At 39.3% G+C, this 25,147-nt stretch carries 25 protein-coding genes; 15 read left to right on the top strand and 10 right to left on the bottom strand.

The annotated features are described in order from the left end of the window. Positions 1 to 26: 26 nt before the first annotated feature. Complete coding sequence (gene tviB, locus J536_RS15260) at positions 27 to 1,301, bottom strand: Vi polysaccharide biosynthesis UDP-N-acetylglucosamine C-6 dehydrogenase TviB (RefSeq protein WP_032014911.1); 1,275 nt, start codon at positions 1,299 to 1,301, stop codon at positions 27 to 29. 354 nt (positions 1,302 to 1,655) lie between these two features. On the opposite strand from tviB, the gene J536_RS15255 reads away from it, so the two are divergent. From J536_RS15255 to J536_RS15235, 5 genes are all read left to right on the top strand, one after another. Next, a complete protein-coding gene (locus J536_RS15255; RefSeq protein ID WP_002120808.1) occupies positions 1,656 to 2,756 on the top strand; it encodes a polysaccharide biosynthesis/export family protein in 1,101 nt (366 codons plus the stop codon). Between the two features lie 4 nt (positions 2,757 to 2,760). After that, positions 2,761 to 3,189: a low molecular weight protein-tyrosine-phosphatase gene (locus tag J536_RS15250; RefSeq protein ID WP_032014912.1), complete on the top strand. Its 429-nt coding sequence runs from the start codon at positions 2,761 to 2,763 to the stop codon at positions 3,187 to 3,189. 19 nt (positions 3,190 to 3,208) lie between these two features. Next, positions 3,209 to 5,395, top strand: coding sequence for a polysaccharide biosynthesis tyrosine autokinase (locus tag J536_RS15245; RefSeq protein WP_032014915.1), 2,187 nt, complete (start codon positions 3,209 to 3,211; stop codon positions 5,393 to 5,395). A 191-nt stretch (positions 5,396 to 5,586) separates the two neighbouring features. After that, positions 5,587 to 6,312: an FKBP-type peptidyl-prolyl cis-trans isomerase gene (locus tag J536_RS15240; protein WP_009387700.1), complete on the top strand. Its 726-nt coding sequence runs from the start codon at positions 5,587 to 5,589 to the stop codon at positions 6,310 to 6,312. 49 nt (positions 6,313 to 6,361) lie between these two features. Further along, positions 6,362 to 7,057 (top strand): FKBP-type peptidyl-prolyl cis-trans isomerase, encoded by a 696-nt coding sequence (locus J536_RS15235; RefSeq protein WP_017400304.1) that lies wholly within the window; start codon positions 6,362 to 6,364, stop codon positions 7,055 to 7,057. Positions 7,058 to 7,105: 48 nt separating this feature from the next. Here the strand turns inward: J536_RS15235 and murJ are convergent, their stop codons facing one another. Both murJ and ampD read right to left on the bottom strand, forming a co-directional pair. Further along, complete coding sequence (murJ, locus tag J536_RS15230; RefSeq protein WP_005804817.1) at positions 7,106 to 8,656, bottom strand: murein biosynthesis integral membrane protein MurJ; 1,551 nt, start codon at positions 8,654 to 8,656, stop codon at positions 7,106 to 7,108. Between the two features lie 72 nt (positions 8,657 to 8,728). Further along, positions 8,729 to 9,298 (bottom strand): 1,6-anhydro-N-acetylmuramyl-L-alanine amidase AmpD, encoded by a 570-nt coding sequence (gene ampD / locus J536_RS15225; protein WP_016802679.1) that lies wholly within the window; start codon positions 9,296 to 9,298, stop codon positions 8,729 to 8,731. A gap of 171 nt (positions 9,299 to 9,469) precedes the next feature. Between ampD and nadC the strand changes: the two genes are divergently transcribed. Next, positions 9,470 to 10,315, top strand: a complete 846-nt coding sequence (gene nadC / locus J536_RS15220; RefSeq protein WP_032005758.1) for a carboxylating nicotinate-nucleotide diphosphorylase — start codon at positions 9,470 to 9,472, stop codon at positions 10,313 to 10,315. On the opposite strand, the gene J536_RS25220 is transcribed toward nadC, so the two are convergent. From J536_RS25220 to J536_RS15195, 6 genes are all read right to left on the bottom strand, one after another. Beyond that, positions 10,312 to 10,479, bottom strand: coding sequence for a hypothetical protein (locus J536_RS25220; RefSeq protein ID WP_000938938.1), 168 nt, complete (start codon positions 10,477 to 10,479; stop codon positions 10,312 to 10,314). The two genes, nadC and J536_RS25220, sit on opposite strands and share 4 nt — an antisense overlap. 462 nt (positions 10,480 to 10,941) lie before the next feature. Beyond that, positions 10,942 to 13,110, bottom strand: a complete 2,169-nt coding sequence (locus tag J536_RS15210; protein WP_032012575.1) for a phosphocholine-specific phospholipase C — start codon at positions 13,108 to 13,110, stop codon at positions 10,942 to 10,944. A 20-nt stretch (positions 13,111 to 13,130) separates the two neighbouring features. After that, a complete protein-coding gene (locus tag J536_RS26425) occupies positions 13,131 to 13,265 on the bottom strand; it encodes a hypothetical protein (RefSeq protein WP_265596801.1) in 135 nt (44 codons plus the stop codon). A gap of 133 nt (positions 13,266 to 13,398) precedes the next feature. After that, on the bottom strand, positions 13,399 to 14,115 hold the full coding sequence (rph, locus tag J536_RS15205; RefSeq protein ID WP_002120794.1) for a ribonuclease PH: 717 nt from the start codon (positions 14,113 to 14,115) through the stop codon (positions 13,399 to 13,401). A gap of 159 nt (positions 14,116 to 14,274) precedes the next feature. Further along, positions 14,275 to 15,417 (bottom strand): fatty acid desaturase family protein, encoded by a 1,143-nt coding sequence (locus J536_RS15200; RefSeq protein WP_080683667.1) that lies wholly within the window; start codon positions 15,415 to 15,417, stop codon positions 14,275 to 14,277. A 30-nt stretch (positions 15,418 to 15,447) separates the two neighbouring features. Then, on the bottom strand, positions 15,448 to 16,473 hold the full coding sequence (locus J536_RS15195) for a ferredoxin reductase (protein ID WP_032012574.1): 1,026 nt from the start codon (positions 16,471 to 16,473) through the stop codon (positions 15,448 to 15,450). A gap of 173 nt (positions 16,474 to 16,646) precedes the next feature. Between J536_RS15195 and J536_RS15190 the strand changes: the two genes are divergently transcribed. Both J536_RS15190 and J536_RS15185 read left to right on the top strand, forming a co-directional pair. Then, positions 16,647 to 17,285, top strand: coding sequence for a TetR family transcriptional regulator (locus J536_RS15190; RefSeq protein WP_032012572.1), 639 nt, complete (start codon positions 16,647 to 16,649; stop codon positions 17,283 to 17,285). Positions 17,286 to 17,422: 137 nt separating this feature from the next. Further along, on the top strand, positions 17,423 to 18,070 hold the full coding sequence (locus J536_RS15185) for a TetR/AcrR family transcriptional regulator (RefSeq protein WP_032012571.1): 648 nt from the start codon (positions 17,423 to 17,425) through the stop codon (positions 18,068 to 18,070). Positions 18,071 to 18,161: 91 nt separating this feature from the next. Here the strand turns inward: J536_RS15185 and J536_RS15180 are convergent, their stop codons facing one another. Beyond that, entirely contained in the window at positions 18,162 to 18,779 is a 618-nt protein-coding gene (locus tag J536_RS15180; RefSeq protein ID WP_005804825.1) for a thiol:disulfide interchange protein DsbA/DsbL, read from the bottom strand. A gap of 180 nt (positions 18,780 to 18,959) precedes the next feature. On the opposite strand from J536_RS15180, the gene ubiG reads away from it, so the two are divergent. From ubiG to J536_RS15145, 7 genes are all read left to right on the top strand, one after another. After that, positions 18,960 to 19,673 carry a bifunctional 2-polyprenyl-6-hydroxyphenol methylase/3-demethylubiquinol 3-O-methyltransferase UbiG gene (gene ubiG / locus J536_RS15175; protein ID WP_005804826.1) on the top strand — a complete coding sequence of 238 codons (714 nt, stop codon included), beginning with the start codon at positions 18,960 to 18,962 and terminating at the stop codon, positions 19,671 to 19,673. Then, a complete protein-coding gene (locus J536_RS15170) occupies positions 19,670 to 20,371 on the top strand; it encodes an HAD family hydrolase (protein WP_080777078.1) in 702 nt (233 codons plus the stop codon). The genes ubiG and J536_RS15170 overlap by 4 nt, the downstream gene beginning before the upstream one ends. Before the next feature lie 68 nt (positions 20,372 to 20,439). Continuing rightward, entirely contained in the window at positions 20,440 to 21,186 is a 747-nt protein-coding gene (locus tag J536_RS15165) for a YciK family oxidoreductase (RefSeq protein ID WP_002120710.1), read from the top strand. A 216-nt stretch (positions 21,187 to 21,402) separates the two neighbouring features. After that, a complete protein-coding gene (locus J536_RS15160; protein ID WP_005071792.1) occupies positions 21,403 to 21,816 on the top strand; it encodes an RcnB family protein in 414 nt (137 codons plus the stop codon). A gap of 212 nt (positions 21,817 to 22,028) precedes the next feature. Beyond that, a complete protein-coding gene (locus J536_RS15155) occupies positions 22,029 to 22,358 on the top strand; it encodes an RcnB family protein (RefSeq protein WP_002120775.1) in 330 nt (109 codons plus the stop codon). 120 nt (positions 22,359 to 22,478) lie between these two features. After that, on the top strand, positions 22,479 to 23,834 hold the full coding sequence (gene argA, locus J536_RS15150) for an amino-acid N-acetyltransferase (protein WP_016802669.1): 1,356 nt from the start codon (positions 22,479 to 22,481) through the stop codon (positions 23,832 to 23,834). A gap of 335 nt (positions 23,835 to 24,169) precedes the next feature. Next, positions 24,170 to 25,138, top strand: a complete 969-nt coding sequence (locus tag J536_RS15145) for a sulfonate ABC transporter substrate-binding protein (RefSeq protein WP_032063257.1) — start codon at positions 24,170 to 24,172, stop codon at positions 25,136 to 25,138. Positions 25,139 to 25,147 lie beyond the last annotated feature (9 nt).

Below are 25,147 nucleotides of genomic sequence, written 5' to 3'. Positions count from 1 at the left end.
AAATAAGATGACCTATGAACTCGTGATTACAATCTGAGATTTGACTCTTCTTTATCCAAAATATATTTCAAATCATAAAGCACATGCTTTTCTTTACCTAAAGCATGGAACTCGTCAACACTCATAGATTTAAATTGGTTATGTGCTACAGCAATAACGATCGCATCATACAAGCCTTGTTGCAGTTCTTTAATTGGTGCTAAACCATATTCGTGTTGTACTTCTGTATCATCTACCCACGGGTCATAGATGTCTAAGTCTAAATCGTATTCTTTAAGGGCTTTAATAAAGTCGACAATTTTTGTATTACGAATATCTGGACAGTTTTCTTTAAAGCTAAGCCCCATCACCAAAATACGTGCCCCAACAACTTGTATTCGCTGCTTCACCATTTCTTTAATGAGCTGTGTTGCCACATATTCACCCATACGATCATTTAAACGACGGGCAGCCAAAATAATTTCTGGATGTAACCCAATCGATTGAGCTTTATGGGTCAGATAATATGGATCTACACCAATACAGTGCCCACCGACCAATCCTGGACGATAAGGTAAAAAGTTCCACTTCGTACCTGCCGCCTTGAGCACATCTTCCGTATCGATATTTAATTTATTAAAAATAAGCGCTAATTCATTAATCAGAGCAATATTCACATCACGCTGCGTGTTTTCAATGACCTTAGCTGCTTCTGCTACCTTAATACTAGGTGCTTTATGTGTCCCCGCTTCAATAATCAAGTTATAAACGTCATCAACATAATCCGCCACTTCAGGGGTTGAACCTGAGGTGATTTTTAAAATATTAGTGACACGGTGCTGTTTGTCACCAGGATTGATACGCTCGGGGCTATAACCTGAAAAAAAGTCTTGGTTAAATTTTAAACCTGAAACTTTTTCTAAAACAGGAATACACACTTCTTCTGTTGCACCCGGATACACAGTAGATTCATATACAACTATGTCACCCTTTTTGAGCACTTGACCAATGCTGGTCGATGCTTTAATTAAAGGTGTTAAATCTGGTTGTTTAAAGTCATCAATTGGTGTTGGAACAGTCACAATAAAAAAGTTACAACCTTTTAAATCATTAAGGTCAGCACTATAAGTCAATTGAACTGCTTGCTTCAGCTCCTCTGAAGAGACTTCTAAGGTATGATCTTGACCACTCTTAAGCTCATCTATACGTTTTTGATAAATATCAAAACCGACAACAGGTACTTTTTTACCAAACTCAACTGCCAACGGCAGGCCAACATAGCCCAACCCAATAATTGCTATTTTTAAATTGGCAATTTGCATACAAACGAGCCTTTTCCTTAGAGTTTATATCTAATAAATCATGCTTTTGGCATTAACTGTGCAGCGTACTATATCAGATTTTTAATTACCGCCGTATGCCAATTGTATAAATGTGTTTACAACATTTATAATCAATCTTTCTCCACTTAGCCCAAACTATACATTTTTAATATTTCTACACTGTGAATACTGTTTAAAAGCCCTCCCCAGTTAAACTAAACATACAAAGCCTTGCGATTTTTCGGTGTTTTTTCATTACTTTTCAGCTAGAATCAGTTCAGCCTGCGTTTAATAGACACTTGTCACTAAGCAGTAGCCAATATCAATTAAAGATAAATACACAAAGGGTTGCGTGTGAAGTATTGCCAGTTTTTTTCTGTTCTTGCCTTGAGTTTGAGTGCCGCTAGCTGTGCGGTTACTTCCGGTTTACAAACTTATGATCTTCCAAGTGAAGGTGTTTATAAAACTGACCTCGGAACTACCGTAAATGTAGTTAAAATTTCTCAAGAAACGCTACCGGTCATTCAGCCTGCTCAAATTAACTATCAACATGACTACGCATCCTTATTTAAAACTCAACAACCTATTTATCGTTTAAGCTCAGGTGACGTTCTTTCTATTCAGCTCTGGGCTTATCCAGAAATTACCCCTCCGCTCAATAACATTAATAATGAACAGTCAACTCAATCAAATGGTTATCCAATCGATCAAACCGGTTATATTCAATTTCCTTTAGTTGGCCGCTACAAAGCTGCTGGTAAAACGCTTGCTCAAGTAAACCGTGAATTACGTGGTCAACTTGCCCGATTCTTAAAAAATCCGGATGTTATAGTTCGTGTAGTATCTTATGAAGGACAGCGCTTTTCTGTTCAAGGTAGCGTCACAAAAGGTGGGCAATTTTATTTAAGTGACCAGCCTGTAAGTATATATACTGCATTAGGTATGGCAGGTGGAGTCACCACTACGGGTGATAACACTTATATTCAACTCGTTCGAAATGGTCGGACCTATAATCTAAACACAATTGATTTAGAAAAAGCTGGCTATTCACTTCATAAGCTACTCGTTCAACCCAATGACACCATTTATGTCAGCACACGTGAGAACCAAAAAATTTATGTCATGGGTGAAGCTGGAAAAAGTCAAGCTTTACCAATGCGCGATCAGGGTATGACTTTAAGTGATGCTCTCGGGGAAAGTTTAGGTATTAATCCAGCTTCTGGTAGTGCAAGTAAGATCTATGTAGTGCGTACTAATCCAAATGATTATACCACTGAAATTTATCACTTAAATCTTTTAAGTATTGGTGATTTTGGTCTAGCGAATCAATTCAAACTACGTAGTAATGATATTGTCTACGTTGATGCGACTGGTTTAACACGTTGGCAACGTGTAATTAACCAGATTATTCCTTTCTCAAATGCTTTATATAACATAGACCGTTTGGGACAATAATATTATGCAAATTAAAAATATTTTAGTCGTCTGTATTGGAAATATCTGTCGTAGTCCTATGACAGAGTATTTGTTAAAACAGCAATACCCCCAACTAAATATTGAATCTGCTGGTATTTCTGGACTTGTAGGTCATCAAGCAGACAGTAAAGCACAACTTTGTATGCAACGCTTAGGCATCGATATGCAACCACATATTGCCCGTAAACTTAATGCTTCGCATATTAAAAAAGCTGACCTTATTTTGGTCATGAGTCACAATCAGCAAAAGCATATTGAGCAGACTTGGCCCTTTGCAAAAGGTAAAACCTATCGCCTGGGCCACTGGCAAAACAAAAACGTGCCTGATCCCTACCAGCACGATCAAGTTGTTTTTGATGAAACTTGCCAACTCATTCAGCAGTGTGTGGCTGATTGGAAACCTTATATTTAACGTATAGATTTTTAAGCATATGAACCAACAGAATACTAATACCGAAGATACAATTGACTTAAAAGAACTGTTTTTTTCGCTGATCGCTCAGTGGAAGCTTATTGCTCTATGCGTTATTTTAAGCGTTGTATTTGCTCTACTCTATTTACGCGTAACGCCAGATACCTATTCGGTTGATGCTTTGGTCCAAGTTGAAGACAGTAAAGGGGCTTCTGCTGCACTTTTAGGTGATTTGTCGCAAATGATTGAGCAAAAATCACCAGCGCAAGCTGAAATTGAAATTTTAAAATCTCGCTTGGTTCTAGGCTCTGTCATTAAAGAGTTACATCTAAATATACAAATTTCCAGTACAGAAGATACGCTTACTCACCGACTATTAAGCGACACAGAATATAAAACCGAGTACACAAAAAAATCGGTTTTATTTCAAGATAACCTTAAAAGTTTTGAAGTGCGTGAATTTGAAGTTCCGAATTATTATCTAGACAAAAACTTACTTCTTAATTTTGATAAACAATCTTTAACTTTAACTGACCCAGAAACTGAAGAGGTAATATTAACAGTTCCGTTGAATCAGACTAACCATGTTACTGGGCCACATGGACTCTGGAAGGTTGCAATTTTTGCCAAAGATCAACTTGATGCGACCTATAATATTACTAATTTGTCCTTACCTGCTGCTGTAAATTCACTTAGCGTAAATTATTCTGTCGCAGAACGTGGCAAACTTACAGGTGTTTTAGGTCTAAATTATCAAGGTCAAGATAAAGAACATATTACTAAAGTTTTAAATGCAATTCTGGCAACTTATAGTGCACAAAATATTGAACGTCGTTCGGCTGAGTCTGCTCAAACTTTAAAGTTCTTAGATGAACAACTTCCAGATCTTAAAAAGCAATTAGACGATGCAGAGCGTCAATTTAATAAGTTCCGTCAACAATACAACACAGTTGATGTCACTAAAGAGTCTGAGTTGTACTTAACTCAAAGTATTACTTTAGAGACCAAAAAGGCTGAGCTTGAGCAAAAGCAAGCTGAGATGGCGGCAAAATATACTGCTGAACACCCTGCAATGCGTGAAATTAATGGACAGCTCGCTGCTATTAATAAACAAATTGGTGAGTTAAATAGCACCTTAAAACAACTACCTGATGTGCAACGTCAATATTTACAATTATATCGTGAGGTAGAGGTAAAAACACAGCTCTACACAGCGCTTCTCAACTCGTACCAACAACTTCGTATCGCCAAAGCAGGTGAAATAGGCAACGTACGTATTGTTGACACTGCAGTCGAGCCAGTTAAGCCAATTAAACCAAGAAAACTGTTAGTTCTTATTTTATCTTTATTTGTGGGCGGTTTTATTGGAACACTAGTCGCCCTACTACGTAATATGTTACGTACAGGCATTAAAGATTCTGGGCAAATTGAAAATGAGTTGGATTTACCAGTCTATGCAACCGTACCACGTTCTCCAATTCAAGAAAGTCGTATCAAGATTTTAAAGAAAAAGAAGAGTATTCCTATTCTTGCAGTTAAAAATAGTGATGATATTGCAATTGAAAGCTTACGTAGTATCCGCACCGCGATTCACTTTGCATTAGCAAATGCAAAAAACAATATCATTATGATTGCTGGCCCTTCACCAGAAGTTGGTAAATCGTTTATTTCAACCAACCTTGCAACTATTTTTGCTCAAAGCGACAAGCGTGTATTACTCATTGATGCCGATATGCGCCGTGGTTATATGCATAAATACTTCGATGTAGATGTTAAGCCAGGTCTTTCTGAGTTATTGAGTGGACAAGCTGATCTACAAAAAGTTTTGCATAAAACTCAAGTTGCTAACCTTGATGTGATTACTCGCGGTAAGAGTCCAACAAATCCTTCAGAGATTTTAAGCTCTAACCAATTTAAAGAACTACTTGAACAACTACAAAGTCAGTATGACCACATCATTATCGATACTCCACCAGTACTTGCAGTAACCGATGGTATTATTATTTCGCAATATACTGGTGTGAACTTAATTGTTGCGCGTTATGCTAAGTCGCAAATGAAAGAACTTGAATTAACGCTTAATCGCTTTGAACAAGCAGGTGTTAAAGTCAACGGCTTTATCCTTAACGATATTCAACGTGCGAGCGCGGGTTATGGTTATGGCTATAACTATGCCTATGCTTATAAAGCACAAAAAGAAGATTAACCGAAAAGTGATAAGAGAACCGGATCAAATGATCCGGTTTTTTTATTTAAGATTTTTTAAGTTTATTCCAACTAAAACTAACTAAAATATATAAAAAACCACTCGTTTTTTTTCTTAAACATTCTATGCTTAAGCATGCTAAGATCAAAAGCAGCTTTTTTAGACTCAAATGATTATTTTTGGAACCTTTTATGAGTAAAGCCTTACCCATTGCTGTCGCTGTAGTTTTAGGCGGTGCTGCACTTGTACCAGTTTATTATGCAAGCCAACATCCGACCACAGAAGTCGGAAGCAAAGCAAATAAAAATGCCTCTCCAATTGAAAAAATCAGTTATGTTCTTGGGTACGAAGTTGCTCAGCAAACTCCACCTGAACTTGACACAAAATCATTTGTGAAAGGGATTCATGATGCTCGTAATAAGCAACCAAGTGCTTATACTCAAGAAGAGTTAAAAGCTGCTGTTGCTGCTTATGAAAAAGAATTGCAGCAAAAAATGCAACAACAAGATAAACCACAGCAAGCCGCTGGTGCAGCGTCTGAATCTGCAGATGTTCAATTCCTTGCAGAAAATAAAACAAAAGCTGGTGTAAAAACTACAGCGTCTGGTTTGCAATACATCATTACTAAAGAAGGCACAGGTAAACAACCAACTGCGCAGTCTATGGTTAAAGTACATTACGAAGGCCGATTAATTAATGGTCAAGTATTTGATAGTTCGTATAAGCGCGGTGAGCCTGTTGAGTTTCCTCTCAATCAGGTTATTCCAGGCTGGACTGAAGGACTTCAGCTCATGAAAGAAGGTGGTAAAGCGACGTTCTTCATTCCATCTAATCTTGCTTATGGTCCTCAGGAACTTCCTGGTATTCCAGCAAACAGTACGCTGATTTTTGATGTAGAACTCATTTCAGTGAAATAAAAACATTCAGGAGAGTAAAACAGTACTCTCCTTTTTTTTGGAAAACGGCATGAAAAAAATTGGTTTAATTATTGCAACATCAACGATAAGTTTATCTGTTTTTGCTGCTGCACCTATTACAAATAAAAGCCCGGCGAAAGAACAATTTAGCTATAGCTATGGCTATTTAATGGGCCGTAATAATACTGATGCTTTAACAGATCTAAATCTTGATATTTTTTATCAGGGTTTACAAGAAGGTGCTCAGAACAAAACCGCACGCTTAACTGACGAAGAAATGGCGAAAGCGATTAATGATTATAAAAAAACTTTAGAAGCTAAGCAGCTTGTTGAATTTCAAAAAATAGGACAACAAAATGCTCAAGCAGGTGCTGCATTTCTTGCTGATAATGCAAAAAAATCGGGCGTAATCACGACTAAATCAGGCCTCCAATACCAAGTATTAAAAGAAGGTACAGGTAAAAAACCGAAAGCTGTATCACGTGTTAAAGTGAATTATGAAGGTCGTTTACTCGACGGAACTGTATTTGACAGCTCAATCGCACGTAATCATCCAGTTGAATTTCAGCTTAGCCAAGTGATTGCAGGCTGGACTGAAGGTCTACAAACCATGAAAGAAGGCGGTAAAACTCGTTTCTTTATCCCTGCAAATCTCGCTTACGGTGAAGTCGGTGCAGGTGACACGATTGGTCCAAATAGCACTTTAATTTTCGATATCGAATTGCTACAAGTTTTGCCAAAATAAATGTATTAGTATAAAAAAAGCGATCATTTAAGATCGCTTTTTTTATTTTTAGTGTTTTAAATCTCTAGGTCGAAAACCCGTAAGGATTAAACCGATCAGGTAAGCAATTATCCCAACTACACATAGCCCTACGACTTCGGCAACACGTAACCACTGTGAAAGCTCTCCGTTATACCAATTGAGCCCAAACCAAAGCGCTGCAATCATAGCGAGGTTTGCTAAACCATATTGAAGTCCTAATTTCTTCCAATGCGGACCAAATCGGAAAATATTACGCTTATGCAAATAGAAGTAGAGTAAACCAGCATTTACTAACGCTGAACCTGAAGATGCTAGTGCAAGTGCCATATGTTCTGCATGCCAATCAATAAGCTTAAAGAAACCAATAAATACAACGTTTAAAATTGCATTAGCTGCGACCGACATTAAGCCTACGCGCACTGGTGTTTTTGTGTCTTGTTGTGCATAGAAACCTGGGGCGAATACTTTAATGAGCATGAAAGAAATTACACCAGCACTCATACATTGCAATGCTAGAGCTGTCATTTGTGTATCACGTAAATCAAACTCACCACGCTGGAATAATGCTTGAATAATCGGTGTTGAAAGCATAAATAAAGCAATACTTGCCGGTAATCCTACCAATACAATGACTTTTGCAGCCCAGTCGATCATACCGCGGAACTTTGCTTGATCCTGCTCTGCATGACGGGCAGAAAGCGAAGGCAAAATTACTGTACCAATCGCAACCCCAATTAAACCTAAAGGTAGCTCAGTCATGCGTTCAGCACTGTAGAGCCAAGACACTGAACCATCTTGCATGAAAGATGCCCAAATCGTATTTAGCAATAGGTTAATCTGAGTCACCGATACACCAAATAATGCTGGAAGCATTAATTTTAAAATACGCTCTACACCCTCATGTTTAAAATCAACTTTAGGTGGAATCAGTAGGTTTTTACGCCACAATTCAGGAATTTGTATCGCTAACTGTAATACCCCAGCCGCAACAACTGACCAGCCTAATGCTTTGATTGGCTCAGCCATATACGGCGTAAGCCACCACGCTCCTGCGATCATCGCTACATTTAACAAAACTGGTGAAAAAGCTGGTGAGGCAAACGAACCATAACTATTTAAGATGCTGCTAGCAAAAGCCGTGAGCGACATAAACATTAGATATGGAATAGTCAAACGGAACATGCTGACGGCTAAATCGAACTTTTCTGGATCACTGTGGAAGCCCGGTGCGTACATATAGATGATTGCAGGTGCTAAAACCATAGCCACAAAAGTGAGTAAGGTCATAACTGTTAGCAAACAGCCAAATACCCGACTAATTAAAATCTGTACTTCAGCGTGTGCTCGACCCGTTTTATATTCAGTTAAGACTGGGATAAAGGCCTGAGAAAAGGCGCCTTCGGCAAATAGTCGTCGAAAGAAGTTGGGAATACGAAAAGCGACGACGAAGGTATCAAAATCTTTACCTGCACCAAACACGTTGAGCAATACGACGTCACGCACGAGCCCTAACACTCGTGACAACATCGTCATTGCACTGACAATAAAAGTCGATCGCCACAATGCCATCGCACTCACCTACAGCTATATTCGAAAGACGCTATTGTAATGAAACTAGAAAATCTTTTCGTTGTGAAATGATGAATGAACTCAAGTTTTTTTCTGTGCTAACAGTTGTCTAAAGTGTTGCCATTTAAAATAAGGCCCCGGATCGGTTTTTCGGCCTGGTGCAACATCCGAATGCCCTGCAATATGGTTTTTAATTTCAGGATAAGCCTGACGGATAGCGGTAACAACGTCAGTTAATACTTCATATTGTACATCTTCAAAAGGTAAATCATCGCTTCCTTCAAGCTCAATACCAATTGAATAATCATTGCATTCAACTTTGGCTAAGTAGCTTGAACGCCCTGCATGCCATGCTCTGTCGTTAAAGTTAACAAACTGTAGGACTTCACCTGTTCGTAAAATTAACAGGTGTGTAGAGACTTGCATACCTTCAATAGTCTGAAAATAAGGATGAACTGACCAATCTAACTTGTTTTGAAAAAACTGCTCAATATATCCCCCTCCAAATTGAGACGGCGGCAAGCTAATATTATGAACCACAATCATTTGAATTTCGGTGCCAGTCGGACGCTGGTTAAAATTTGGAGAAGGGATTTGTCTCGCCCCTTTTAATTGTCCATCTATAACTTCATACGGTGTGATTTGCTTCATTGAGACGCCAATAAATTGCTTGCCAATTGTTTTAGTTTAAAACAGTTATGTGCTTTTCAAAGTAGTAAATGCGATTGTTTATCGCGATTAATCTCATAAAACAGCTTATTTTTCAGGTCGACGATGCTAATATATCGCAAGTTTTAGGGTCATCGACAAAATGGAAACCGTATGAGCATACCTCAGTCTTTGCTTGAACAATCAATTCAAATCAATATTCAACAAGCATTACAAGAAGATATTGGGGACGGTGACATTACCGCCATGCTCACCCCAGAAGATGAACAGGCTACCGCAACCATTATTAGCCGCGAAGATATGGTCTTAGCTGGACAACCGTGGGTTAATGCGCTCATCTCAGCTTATGACAATACTGTTCAGGTGACTTGGCTAAAACAAGAAGGTGAACGTGTTGCTGCAAACGAAGCCTTTTTAAAGCTTGCTGGTTCTGCACGTAGCTTACTGACTGTAGAGCGCCCTGCTTTAAACTTTATTCAAACTTTGTCTGCTGTTGCAACAAAAACTGCTGAATATGTTCAACATCTTGAAGGTTTAAATACAAAACTTCTCGATACACGTAAAACTCTACCAGGCTTACGTATTGCACAAAAATATGCGGTTGCTATCGGGGGCGGACAAAACCATCGTCTTGGCTTATTTGATGCGTTCTTAATTAAAGAAAACCATATTATGGCAGCGGGTGGTATTGCTCAAGCAATCACCAAAGCACATCAAATTGCACCGGGCAAACCTGTTGAAGTCGAAGTTGAAACTTGGGATGAATTAAACCAAGCACTTGAAGCTGGGGCGGACATTGTCATGCTCGATAACTTCAGTCAACAGCAAATGATTGATGCCGTAAAACATGTAGCAGGTCGCTGTAAACTCGAAGCCTCTGGCAATATCACTATTGAAAACTTGCGTGAAGTTGCCACCACTGGCGTTGACTATATTTCTATGGGCGTTCTGACTAAAGATGTTAGAGCTGTTGATTTATCTATGCGTTTTAATGCTTAGATAAAATCTGCGTCATTATTGGTATTTTTTTGCGACTTGGTCATGTCTGCAGCTTGTGTTTTTTGCCACGCTGACTGAGTCGCTTGTGCCCCACCATCACGTGGGTCAGCAGCCATTAAAACAAATGTCACTACTGCTAATAATACAATAAAACCTTGTAGCATAAATTTTCCCCATCACTTTTAAAAATTTAGGGTTCCAAAGTAAAAGATAAATATGACCAGGCTTAGGAGATTCTGTTACAAAAGGTAAGCCTTTATTTTTATTATTCATCTATACGACAGCATCTTCCCACATAGTATTTTATATAAACACCCTATTCCCTTTATTTACTATCGTGATGTGGATATCTCGTTTCTCTATTCGGCCTACGCGGCAGAGTCTTACCGCTTATAATTTTTTTGCCAACAGCTCATTCTATTACTTTGGTTTTGCCCTGAGTGGCGGCTAAAGCCACGTAAGACCAAAGGCATTGTCATCTGCAAAACCTGCCCATTTTTATCCTCTATCCTATTTTGTTGCAAAAATAAGATCCTTATAGATTATAGACAGGTTGCAGATGACTTTTAGCACCAGCAAATGAGGAATAAATTCCAATACCCTCATTAAGGGAAAAACTTACCAGCTTAAGACTCTAAATAACCCATATATGGATCAGAAATTGAATCTTCTTGAGTTTCTATACGTCCTGCGAAACGACGACTGAAAGTAGTATCATCAGCTAAAGTCAGAGTGAAGTCATACCAACCACCAAATTCAGACATATCCCAAACCAGTTCTTTTTCAGAACTATTGGTTTCAATCGCCCATGTCTTGTTTGGCAGATAAGCATTTGCTTTGACGTTTAGCTTGACTGACTTATTACCATCATGACGCACTTTTAAATACAAATTCGCATCACACTCTTCCACACACACTCTAATTTCCGGTAATGCTTGAGTTTGGTTAACTTGACTCAAATCGCCTTTAAACGCGCGATGGAACCCATTTGGTCCAAGCACCCACAAATCGTACTGCCCATTTGTAGCATTCCATACATCATCGAGCTGTTTACCTGCCTCAACCATATAACGACGTGGAATTGCCGTAAGATCAAATCGGTTATAGACATGGAAAACGGCTGCCTGTTTACCTGTATTAGAGAACATCAGCTTAACCGTTTTTTGAGTAATATCGACTTTGGCACTGGTGTGTAAAATATATGGCAAAGCACGTGATGGCCTAATTCCCATTTCCTGCTGAGGAAATTGCTGCTGGCTCGGAACAGGAACTTGTGGCAATAAAGCTTGAGCAACACGAATCGCATCGGCTTCGGCTTTGGTTTTCTTCCCATCTAGTTCAGCAACAGGCAGAAGGTTCGGTGTTTTAAAATTAAATGCCGTCGTTAAATCACCACATACAGCACGGCGGTATGGGCTAATGTTAGGTTCTTGCACACCAAAGCGTTTTTCCAAGAACTGTAAAATAGAGGTATGGTCAAAGACTTGAGAATTTACCCATCCTCCACGGCTCCACGGCGAAATCACATACATGGGAACGCGTACGCCTGGTCCATACACTCGACCATCTGGCTTAGGTTGAGATTTTGAAGTCGCTACTGCTGGATGGTTAAAGTACTCATAAGACACTTGCTGATCGTTTAAAGTCGTTTTTCCATATACAACACCGTTTACATCTTTAGACGGTGCACTTGGTGAAGGGACATGGTCAAAGAAACCGTCATTTTCATCGAAGTTCACCAATAAAACGGTTTGGCTCCACAGCTCAGGGTTTTCAGTTAATGCATTTAATACTTCCTGAATATACCAAGCACCTTGTACAGGACTAGATGGCCCCGGATGTTCACTATAAGTAGCAGGTGCGACCAACCAGCTCACCTGCGGTAATTTACCTTGTGCAATATCAGCTTTAAAAGTTCCTAAAAAACCACCGTCCGGCATGGTATTGGCAATACCTTTGTAAAGTGGTTGAGTCGCATCAATCTTTTCATCATATGCTGGACACGTTAGTGTGTCGTTACTGACAGGTTGACCAGATTGCTCATTTGCACGGCGATACTGTTTGAAACCAGCTAACGGGTTATCGGTAAAGTTATCTGGCATATTTTGATAGACTTTCCATGTTACGCCAGCCTGCTGTAAGCGCTCAGGATACGTCGTCCACTCATAACCTTCTGTTGATGCCCCAATCCCATCAAATTCATTTACAACACTCGCAACACCTGCACCTGTAGGACCATTCGTTCCAGTCCAAATAAACTTACGGTTTGGGTTGGTTCCAGCATGCATAGCACAGTGGTAAGCATCACAAATGGTAAAAGCATTCGCTAAAGCAAACTGATATTCGACTTCTTGTTTTTTATAGTAGCCCATCGACTGTGGTTTTTTATAAGCGACCCAATCACTCATACGGCCATTGTCCCAAGCTGCTTGGCCATCAGACCATGAGTGAGGTGTACCTGAAACACGCTGAGCATTTCCTAAACGACTATCTAAATGGTAAGGCAATACTTTCTTTTTATTCGCATCATATTGTTCCCAAACCTTTCGGCTTTCCGTCATTGGAATGGTAAAACGATCACCAAAACCACGTACACCTTTTAATGTTCCGAAATAATTATCAAAAGAACGGTTTTCCTGAGTCAAAATCACGATGTGTTTAACATCTTGAATAGTTCCACTTTCAACTTTGGCATCAATAGCTAAGGCTTTTTGAATACTCAGCGGGAAACTCGCTAAAGCAGCTGTCCCAAACATGGTTTTTGTAGAGTTTAAAAGAAATTCGCGACGATTCATTAGTTCTATCCTAGTTCTTATTATGGTGCACAGTGCATTTTGCAATTAGTGGTGGGCGGTGTTGTTGGCGATGAATTATCTGAGTCGTTATCATCGTTACAAGCACTGAGCATGAGTGCTAAAGAGGTAATTAATAAAATTGAAAGTTTTCGCATTGGTTTTTTCCAAACGGTTTAAATGCGAACTACTAATAAAGCGTAAAAGTGACAAGCAAGTGATGTTTTTATGTCGATTTGATGAAGGCATAAAAAAACGCATCCGAAGATGCGTTTTTCACAAAGCGTAAAATTACCAGCCTAAAGCTTCTTGTTGCTTTTTAATGAGCTCGGCAATCCCTTTTTCAGCCATTTCTAACATGGCATTGCTTTGAGCGCGGGTAAACGGTTTGTCTTCGGCAGTACCTTGAATTTCGATAAACTCGCCAGCTTGTGTCATTACTACATTTAAATCAGTTTGACAGTTCGAGTCTTCTTCATAGCAAAGATCAAGCAACACTTCGTCTTGATACATACCGACAGAAATCGCAGCAACTAACCCTTTAAGCGGATCATGCTTAATTTTCTTTTGAGACAATAAAACATTCATCGCATCAACTAATGCTACAGCAGCACCAGTGATTGAAGCAGTACGCGTACCACCATCAGCCTGAATCACGTCACAGTCGATGGTAATCGTGTTTTCACCAAGCTTTTTCAAATCAACCATCGCACGTAAGCTACGACCAATCAAACGTTGGATTTCTTGAGTACGACCAGTTTGTTTGCCACGAGCCGCTTCACGGTCACAACGTGAATGGGTTGAACGCGGTAACATGCCATATTCTGCCGTTACCCAGCCTTGGCCTTGGCCTTTTAAAAAGCGTGGCACTGAGTTATCAATGCTTGCAGTACAGAGGACTTTGGTGTGACCAAATTCGACCAGCACAGAACCTTCAGCATAACGGGTGTAGTTTCGTGTAATTTTCACTTCACGTAATTGGTCTAATGCACGTTGGTCAATACGCATAATCCTTCCTAATTTCTCTTAAATACAAACTTGGGCATAGTATAGCAAAGGATTTTGACAGGTTGAGTTTATTCCCTACTTTCAAATGTAAGTCTGCAAGTTTCATAACTCAAAAATAAAAATAGCCCCTAAAAAGGAGCTATTTTGGATTAACTGAGATTATGCAAATTTAAATTTTGCCTTTAACTTTTCCAATGTCTGCATCACTTTTCCAGTGGTATGGTTTGGCAGTGAACATTTCGCTAAACGTACCCATACACTCCAGAACTGACGCATAAAGTTCGCTTCGTTATAGTTAATACCATATTCAGCGCAAAGTGCCTTAATTTTCGGGGCTACTTCTTTATAACGATTAGCTGGCATATCTGGAAATAAATGATGCTCAATCTGATGGCTTAAATTACCACTCATAAAATGAAGCCATTCAGTACCACTAAAATTACTTGAACCACGAATCTGACGTAAATACCACTCTGCCTTAGTTTCAGTGTCGGTATTATCAGGCTCAAACGTTTCTGCATCTTCAGTAAAGTGACCATTAAAGATCACAGCAGATGACCACAAGTTACGAATAATATTCGCAACTATATTTCCTGCAAAAACTGGTAAAAACATAGGGCCAGAGATCACAGGGAAAAACACATAGTCTTTTAAGACTTGGCGCGTGGCCTTTTTACGGACTTTAGCCGAATCTTTCCAAACTTGTTTCCAACTCTTGGTTTTATAAACTAATGCATCTTCAAGATGTAAGTTTTGTACACCGACATACCACTCAAAGAAAAACATTAACTGTAGACCTAGAGGAATATTAAACAGGTGACGAGGTTCCCACTTCTGTTGATCACTTACTCGCAAAATACCATAACCAACATCGTGGTCTTTACCGACAATATTGGTATAGGTGTGATGCACATAGTTATGTGTTTCACGCCAGTCATCACCCGATGCAATGGTATCCCAATCGTAAGTATTACCGTTCAGACTTGGTTCATTTAACCAGTCAAACTGACCGTGCATGACGTTATGACCAAGTTCCATGTTTTCTACAATTTTAGAAATACCTAATAAGCCTGTGCCTAGTAGCCAGACTGGCGGAATCCAACCACCAAACATCAACATGCCACGCGATGCGATTTCGGTATATCGAACAAAATTACGAACTTTGTAGATATATTTTGCGTCTTTTTCACCAAGGCTCTGCATCACGTCTTGACGAATCTGCTCAACACGGCGACCAAACTCTTCAGTCTGTTCAGGTGTTAAATGAGCAGATTTAGAAACAGTAGAAAATTCTAATGCCATATTCATAGGGTTAATCCTCTTTAATTCTTTTTATAGATCAATTGTGACTGGGCTTAATGCCTGGCTCACGCATAGTTTAATTGGGCGATTCGGTTGATCTTCAATTTCACCAGTTAACAGGTTTTGAGTAACTCCGCTTACCTTGGTACAGCTGCATTTATTGCAGACACCCATACGGCAACCATGTTGTGGGCGTAAACCAGCTTGCTCTGCACTGCTCAGTAAATTTGTTTCAGCTAAAAACTCGTGTTGAGCACGGCGGAAAATAACAGGCTGTGCTGTATGTGTACCAGTCGCTTGAAGTGGCTGAAAATACTCTTGATGAAGCTGCGACTGAGCACCTTTTTGTGCATAAATTTCATTGGCTTGCTGCATCATGCCATGATGACCACAAACATAAGTTGCTGTTTGCTCAAAGTCAGGAACAAGCTTTTGTAGTAGGCTTTCAGTTAAATGCTGCTTTTGCTCGGTAGTATTAAAAAAATGATATTGAAGCTGTGGGTACTGCTCTGCCAAAGCTTTTAATTCAGTATGAAAAATTTCAGCACGATTAAAATAAATGACATGAATTTGTTCAAGCTGCTGTTTCAAAGCTTGCTGCAAGAGTGAATAAATTGCAGTAATGCCACTTCCTGACGCAATTAAGATGGCAGGCTGCTGGCCGTGATGCAAAATAAAATCACCTTGTGGCTGTGAAATCTCAATGCACTCTCCAACATGTAACAGTTGAGCTGCACGAGACACCAAACCTTGTACTTTAATGCCTAAAGCAATTTCACCTTGCTTTGTCACTTCAATAATCGAGTAACTACGTTGTTGGTAAACGCCATCGATAAGCAAAGTCAGCAAAATACTTTGACCCGCTCGAACCTGATCGAAATTAAAATTACGATTCGGTTTAAGTCTAATGAGCACCATATCGGTATGAAGTGGCTGAACTGCAGTAACTTCTGCAAGTACCCTTTTCCACGCCCAAGTCACGTTAATTTTCTGCAAGACAAAATCAACGAAATCTTCTCGAACCCAATGTGGCTGATAGCTAAGTGTTGCGTTCATACGTTCCTCTTTTGTTTCTGGCTATTTATTTGAGTGAACACATGTTCGTATAGTGAACATATGTACACTATATTTATAACTGTTCACTCAGTCAACACTTGTTCACTATTTTTTTTATGAAAGTTTGCTCTTTTTTGTTAGACTTTGGCTCACGGTTTAAATAGGTTCTTTTAATGTCGATACGGGATGAACGAAAACAGCAAAGTCGTCAGGCACTTCTCGATGCAGCCTTGCATCTAAGCACGTCTGGGCGTTCGTTCAGTAGTATCAGTTTGCGTGAAGTTGCACGTGAAGTAGGTTTAGTACCGACAGCGTTCTACCGCCATTTTCAGGACATGGATGAGCTCGGCAAGGAATTGGTCGATCAAGTTGCCTTACATTTAAAAAGCGTTTTACATCAACTTGGACAAAGTTATTTACAACATAAATCTGGTAAAACCCAAACCAGTATTGAGCTATTTGTGCAGGCGGTGAATCATAGCCCTAAGCAATGGCAATTTATGATTGCTGAACGTTGGGGAGGTTCAGAAACAGTCCGTGCAGCAATTGCCAGAGAAATTGAATTTCTGATTGAAGATCTCACAACTGATCTTACTAAACTCGAAAATTTTAAACATATTCAAAATCCTCAAGACCTAAATGTCTTATCTACCATTTTGACTAATATGTCATTTACATGGGCAATGACGTGGCTCAACCTATCGAAACAATATCAAGGTGAACAGCTCAAGCTGCAACAAACTGCCTTTATTGAAAATGCTTCTACACAAGTCCGTTTACTCTTTAGAGGAATTGCAAACTGGGAACGATAGAAGCGGCAAATGACAAAAAACAGGTTATGTGGTAATACGTAAAGAGAGAAAGAAAAAGGCTAAAAATTTCGAGAAAAGTCTTTTTCTTTTTACAGGAAGTAAACTATTAGTTAGGCCAAACTGGTGTGGGAATACCTATGAATCTTGATCGTCATACACAGTTTTTGATGCGTAAAGAAAAAATTCTGAGCGTGGCAGAAAAGTTGTTATTAGAAAACAATCAGGAAATTACTCTAGATGAGTTAGTGGCCGAGCTAGATATTGCTAAAGGCACACTTTATAAGCATTTTAGAAGTAAAAATGAGCTTCTACTTGAGCTCATTATTCAAAATGAAAAGCAAATTTTAGAAATTTCTAAAAAATATAATACAGATTTCAAAGAGTATGCTCCTCATTACATGCTTCACCATTTGCTTGCACCAGGTAAAACGATTCTATTGCATCAACTTGAAGAAAATCTGACGATGACAGAGTCTAAGTTGAAGCATCTTTTCGAAGAGCTTTATGAAATTCGCCAACAGCGTATTTTAGCAATTAAAGATATTACCGAAAATTATTTAAAATCATTGAATTATGATATGTCGATTCGTGACTATTTGTCTTATATCTGGTCACTGACTTATGGTGCATCACTGCTTTTAAATTCTACTTATTACCAGCGTTCGATTGGTTCTCGCCAAAAATTAATTAATTTATATATTAATCAGGCATTATCACTGCCGACTCAAACAACTAATTTTGATGTTTTAAATTTTCAGATTGAAGATGAAAATCAGCAAAATTAATTGAATTATTTCGTGATAATTAACGATAAATTAAATATAAAAATGGGCTTCACATGAAGCCCATTTTTTTTTGAAGTAAAGCCTAAACAACTTATTTTGCTTTACGTTCTTTCTCAATTAAATAATTAAGAACTTGAGTGACTTTACCATCTTCACCCTGCACAACATATTTACCATTCACGACAACTGCAGGTACGCCTGTTAATTGGTACTGTTGAGCAAGTTTATTTGACTCGGCAACTTTCGCAGTCACAGCAAATGAGTTGTAAGTACTATTAAATTTCTGCTCAGGTACGCCATAACGAGTAAAGAATTTCGCAGCAGAAGCCTGATCAAAAATTTGTTGACCGTTCACCTGAATCGCATGGAATAGTGGTAAATGCGTGCGTTTACGTACACCTAATGCCTCAGATGTATAATAGGTACGCGCCCCTTGTTCCCACATTTTATTCATTGCAGCAGGTGTACGTACAAAACGTACATCTTTAGGAATCTGTTTTAACCACGTTTGCATATGCGGTTCAAGTTTAAAACAGTGTGGGCATCCATACCAAAAGAACTCTCGAACTTCGATTTTCCCCGGAACTTCCACTTTGCCTGGATTGGCAATCACGGTGTAGTCTTTACCAGCAACAAAATCTGCTGCCATTGCACCACCCGATACGGCCATAATTGCTGCACTCAAACCACCCAAAACCAATTTTTTCATTGCTACAGCTTTTCCTCTAAGTTGTTATGCATTAGCTTATGCCCTAAATATAAAACAAATATGCTAAATTCGTTTTGCTTCTGTGAAGTTTTTTATTGGGTTTATCGCTTTTTTCCCAATAATCGCTACACTAACGGCGAACTACATCCAAAAAGATAACTCAAGTTTAGAGGTAGCACCATGTCGCAATTGAATGTTGATTTACAAGAAATCGCAAAGTTTGAAGCACTTGCTGCCAAATGGTGGGATCAACATTCTGAATTTCGCCCACTTCACCAGATCAATCCACTACGTCTAAACTGGATTGATGAACGTGCAGGCGGTCTTGCTGGTAAAAAAGTACTTGATGTCGGCTGTGGTGGCGGCATCTTGGCCGAAAGTATGGCACGTCGTGGTGCAGATGTATTAGGCATTGATATGGGTGAAGCACCTCTAGCTGTCGGCCGTTTACATGCTCAGCAAGAAAATGTTCAAAATATTGAATATCGCCAAATTCCTGTAGAAGAATTAGCACAAGAACAAGCAGGTCAATATGACGTGGTGACTTGTATGGAAATGATGGAACACGTTCCAGATCCGGCATCTATTGTAAAAGCTTGTCAGGCTCTGGTTAAACCGGGCGGCCATGTGTTCTTCTCGACCATTAACCGTAACCCAAAATCTTATTTATTTGCCATTATCGGTGCAGAGTACGTCCTACGCATGTTACCAAAAGGTACGCATGATTATCATAAATTTATTCGACCATCTGAAATGGCACATGATATTCGTAATGCAGGTCTTACGTTAAAAGAAATGACTGGCCTACATTACAACCCACTGACCAAGCATTACTGGTTAGCGCCAAATGTTGACGTTAACTATATGGTTCATACGATTAATACAGGTGCATGATGAAAGCTGTTTTATTTGATTTAGACGGTACGCTTATCGATACAGCTGCGGATTTCATTCGTATTATTCAGCAAATGTGCCGTGATGCAAGACGCCCTGTTGTAGAAGCCGATCTTATTCGCACTCAGGTGTCTGAAGGTGCACGTGCGATGGTGAAATTGGTCTATCCAGAGCTAGATGTGGCCAATCCAATATTCTTGGCACATCGTCAAAACTTTTTAGATCTGTACGGCAATAATATTGTGGTTGATACAGATCTGTTTGAAGGCATGTATCCACTTCTAGAAGAGTTAGAAGCTGCGCAAATCCCGTGGGGTATTGTGACCAATAAACCACGTGGTTTAAGTGAATCTCTTTTAGAAAAGTTAAATCTGACAGAACGCTGTGCGGTTTTGGTATGTCCTGAAGATGTCAGTAAAACCAAACCAGACCCTGAACCAATGTATTTGGCTGCTAAACAGTTAAACATCCAAGCAGATGAAATTATTTATGTGGGCGACCACCCACGTGATATTGATGCTGGTCGCAATGCCGATATGTATACCATCTTGGCAGCTTATGGCTATTTACCTATCGAACACCGTGATGATTTAACCGCTTGGCAGGCCGATTCGATTGTAAATACAGTGACAGAATTACACGATATGTTACGTCAAAAGCTTCCTGCTCTACAGGAAAATCAGCGTATGATAAGTTAACATCAGAGTTTTATAGACTTTTTTAACGGTTAATCGTTTTATCAATATAAAAAGAAGGAGGTTTACCAATGAAATATTCAGAATACCAACCTCGTCCGGATCTACTCAAAGATCGAATTATTTTAATTACCGGTGCTGGTGATGGAATTGGGCGAGCTGCGGCTCTAAGTTATGCCCTACATGGTGCAACCGTTGTCCTACATGGTAGAACCTTAAATAAACTTGAAGTTATTTATGATGAAATTGAGAGTCTAGGTGCACCTCAACCCGCGATTTTACCGCTACAGCTTTCAAGTGCCTCTGACCGTGATTATGACTTTTTAGTCGATACGCTCGAAAAGCAGTTTGGACGTCTAGACGGTATTTTGCATAATGCGGGTATTTTAGGTGAACGTGTAGAGCTAGCACATTATCCTACAGAAGTATGGGATGATGTGATGGCAGTTAACCTACGTGCTCCGTTTGCCCTCACTCAAGCCTTATTACCACTTTTGCAAAAGTCAGAAAACGCCTCTGTTGTATTTACCAGTTCAGGTGTAGGCCGAGAAGCGCGTGCTTTATGGGGCGCATATTCTGTCTCCAAAATTGCAATTGAAGCAGTGAGTAAAATTTTTGCAGCGGAAAATACTTATCCAAATATCCGCTTTAACTGCATTAATCCAGGCGCAACACGTACCGCAATGCGTGCGAAAGCTTACCCACAAGAAGATCCGAAAACGCTACCTACACCAGAGTCGATCTTGCCTGCCTACCTCTATTTAATGGGTGAAGACAGCTTGGCACTCAATGGTCAAAGTATTGATGCGCAGGATTAAAAAGTTAAAGATGAAAAAGCTAAATTAAATTACGGCCAATCATCAAATCTGGCTTGCCTATACCTGAAAAGATATACAAGCCTTTTTTATTATTGATAAAAACCCTTGATCTATCCGTAATTTTAATTGAACCATTAAATGATCTTCACAGTTTCTCTGCATTTTGCGCGTAGAGTATTCAACATGAGAGACATCAGATGTAAACGAGGATGCATCATGAAAAAGTTGTTCACCATCTTAGCCCTTTGCATAACCGTACTAACCACCAGTATGGCGAGCTTTGCTGATCCTCCTTTTGACCGAGGCCATGGCCCCAAAGGTCCTAAAGGTGGAGGTCCACGTGGTGAGTGGAATGATCGTGGGCCAGGATTTGGACGTGATCATGATGATGATCGTATCCGTGACGAACGCCGTATGCGCGAAGAGCGTGGCTTTGAACGCTTAAAACAACATCGCTGGCAGCCTGGCTATGTTATGCCACAGCACTATCGTGGTAATGGCTATAAAGTCGACTATAAAGACAGTAACTTGCCAAAACCAGGCCGTAATCAGCAGTGGTATAAAATCAACAATGACTATATTTTAGTCGACACAGATTCTAATAGCATTGTGAGTATTCGTGGTTTTTAAGGCGATAGACCCTCGCTATCGCTGAATAAAAAGGATAAAGCCTCTCGGTTTTATCCTTTTTTATTTTTTATATTCTTAAATGATGAATTTTCTTAATTTCTTCTTATTTCATAGAGAGTTTTCACATTTATTCTTCTTGGCCTCCACGATTTATCTGCAATTGTTCACTAATCTTTAGTTATTGAAATTCAGCTCATCATTCGAGGTTTACAATGAAAAAATTAACAACAGCGATTGTTCTTTCTCTTAGTGGTTTAGTTGCAACAACAGCCATGGCAGCACCAAACGATCATAATCATCATGGCAATTACCAAAACCATGAAGTAAAAACAGTTAAAGTGATTAAAAAAGATGATCATCGCAATGCGTGGCGAGTAGGTCAGGTGGTACCGCATGAGTATCGACATTCACGTTACGTGATCGACTATCGTCAACATCAAAAATTAACGAAACCAGGTCGTTACCAAAAATGGTATAAAGTGAATGGTAATTATGTACTGGTGAATGAACAAAGTCATAAAATCATTAGAGTGGTTTACTAATTTAAAACTTTTTAAGCACCCAAATTTCAATTTGGGTGTTTTTTTATCTAAAACATGCGGCTTTAATCTTTTTTGTTTAGAATCATCTTTATATCTTTTTGCTGTTGATTCGAGATCGGTATGTCAAGTAAGCCTGTAAGTAAGTCACATAATAACACCCAGCATTATGTACACTGGTTTCGACACTCAGCGCCCTACATTAATGCTCACCGCGATAAAACATTTGTATTGATGTTTGGTGGTGAAGCAGTCCGTCATCCTAATTTTGAACATATTATTCACGACATTGCTTTATTGCACTCTCTTGGTATTCGCTTAATTCTCGTGTACGGAGCACGTCCGCAAATTAATCAAAACCTTAAAGAAAAAGGAATCGAAACTCCTTTTTATGACAACAGCCGTATTACCACACGCGAATCTTTAAGCTGTGTCATGAGTGCTGTAGGTTCTATCCGCCTAGAAATCGAAGCATTGCTTTCTATGGGCTTAGCAAACTCGCCAATGTACGGCGCTCGCATAGATGTGGTATCAGGTAATTTTGTGACTGCTAAACCTTATGGCATTCGTGATGGCATGGATTTCCAGCTTACAGGTGAAGTTCGCTCTATCGATACAGATGCGATTGATCGACACCTCGATAATCATAATATTGTACTGCTAGGGCCAACGGGTTACTCCACTACAGGTGAGGTTTTTAACTTAAGAGCTGAAGAAGTTGCAACTAAAACAGCAACTTACTTAAAAGCAGATAAACTCATTTTTCTAGGTGAGCAACAAGGATTGCTGAATGAAGATGAGCAAATATTACGTGAATTAAGCCCACATCAACTGGACTACTATATTCAACAATACCAAACCATTAGCCCAACACTCACCTTGCATTTGCAACAGGCAAAAAAAGCATCTTTATCAGGCGTACACCGCGTTCATCTTATTTCTTATGCCTATGATGGCGCCCTTCTCGAAGAGTTATTTACTCGAGATGGTATCGGTACCATGATTACCGATGCGCATTATGAAGAAGTTCGCATGGCCAACATTCAAGATGTGGGCGGTTTAATGAATTTATTACGTCCATTAGAAGAAGAAGGTATCTTAGTTTATCGTTCGCGTGAACGTTTAGAGCAAGAGATTAGCCAGTTCGCTGTTATTGAGCGCGATGGTACGATTCTAGCGTGTGCTGCACTTTATCCAATTCCAACCGAATTTAATGAAACACGTTCAGCAGAAATTGCCTGCGTCGCAGTACACCCAAGTTATCGTAAATCGAACCGTGGCAGCCAGATTTTGCAATTCCTTGAAGAAAAGGCAAAAGAACAAGGTATTCGTCAATTATTTGTTTTAACGACTCGAACCGCTCACTGGTTCTTAGAACACGGTTTCCATCAGGTGAGTGTTGATGACTTACCAAATGCTCGTCAGGCACTCTATAACTATCAAAGGAATTCTTTAGTCTTTAAGAAACTGCTTCCTTAGCCTTTGCTAATTTTAAGATATTCTTATTTCAGATAAGCTTAGTTCAAAAAGTACAACCGTAAACACGATTAATTTATGGTTGTACTTTTTTAAATCTAAATTTTTTAAGGTTTTAATATTTTTTATTTTATTTACATTAACTTAATAACAATGCATTAAATATATTTCTATTAGATAAATCATTTTTTCGCATAAGTTTATAGCCTATTGTGTTTAGCTTTTTTTTGCATAAATAAAGACCGAATACTTATTTTTTCTGAAATAAAAATCAATTTAGGGTATCTGCTCATCCAATTATTTTTTTTCTTTTTCTCTTTCGGGGAGTACGAAATCTCATGGCACTTTTCAACACCACTTCATGGGCAAAATATTCAGTCATCGCGGCCAGCCTTGCAGGAGTGATGATGTTAAGTGGTTGTGCCAAAAAAGAGGAACAAGCCACCACAACCTTAAATATCGGCTATCAAAAATATGGGATTCTTCCTATTCTAAAGGCTCGTGGTGACTTAGAAAAAGCATTAAAAGAACAAGGCGTGCAAGTGAAATGGGTTGAGTTCCCTGCTGGCCCTCAATTGCTTGAAGGCTTAAACGTAGGAAGTGTTTCACTCGGTGAAGCAGGTGAAGCACCACCGATCTTTGCTCAGGCTGCCAATCCAAATTTAGTCTATGTCGCAAACCAACCTGCTGCGCCAAAAGCTGAAGCACTATTGGTACAAAAAGACTCTCCAATCCAATCTATTAAAGATTTAAAAGGCAAACGTGTTGCTCTTAACAAAGGCTCGAATGTTCATTACCTATTGTTAAAAGTTTTAGAAGCCAACAACTTAAGCTTAAGTGATATTCAACCAGTTTATTTACCGCCATCAGACGCTCGTGCTGCCTTTGAAAAAGGTGCTGTAGATGCATGGGTGATTTGGGACCCTTTCTTTGCAGCGGCTGAACATCAAATTCAGGCCCGAGTTTTAGCAACAGGTGAAAACTTGGTGAGTAATCATCAGTTTTATTTAGCTGACCGTAAATTTGCAGAAAATAATCCGAAAGTACTCAACACTGTTGTACAGACACTTAACCAGACCACTGAGTGGGTAAGTTCACATCAGGATGAAGCTGCAAAATTACTCGAAAAACCTACCGCACTTGAGTTTGATGTACTCAAAACTTCCATTTCACGTATGGGTTTTGGAGTTCAGCCAATCTCTGACAAGGTGGCACAAGAACAACAATATGTGGCTGATGCTTTTTATGCGCAAAAGCTCATTCCAAACAAACTCACCATTCAAGACGCCATTTTAAAACTGAAATAAACCCAGCTT

This window comes from Acinetobacter sp. 809848 (assembly GCF_000581275.1).
GTDB lineage: Bacteria > Pseudomonadota > Gammaproteobacteria > Pseudomonadales > Moraxellaceae > Acinetobacter > Acinetobacter pittii.
Note: the sequence above shows the minus strand (reverse complement) of the source record. Positions and strands in the feature narration are given on the sequence as shown.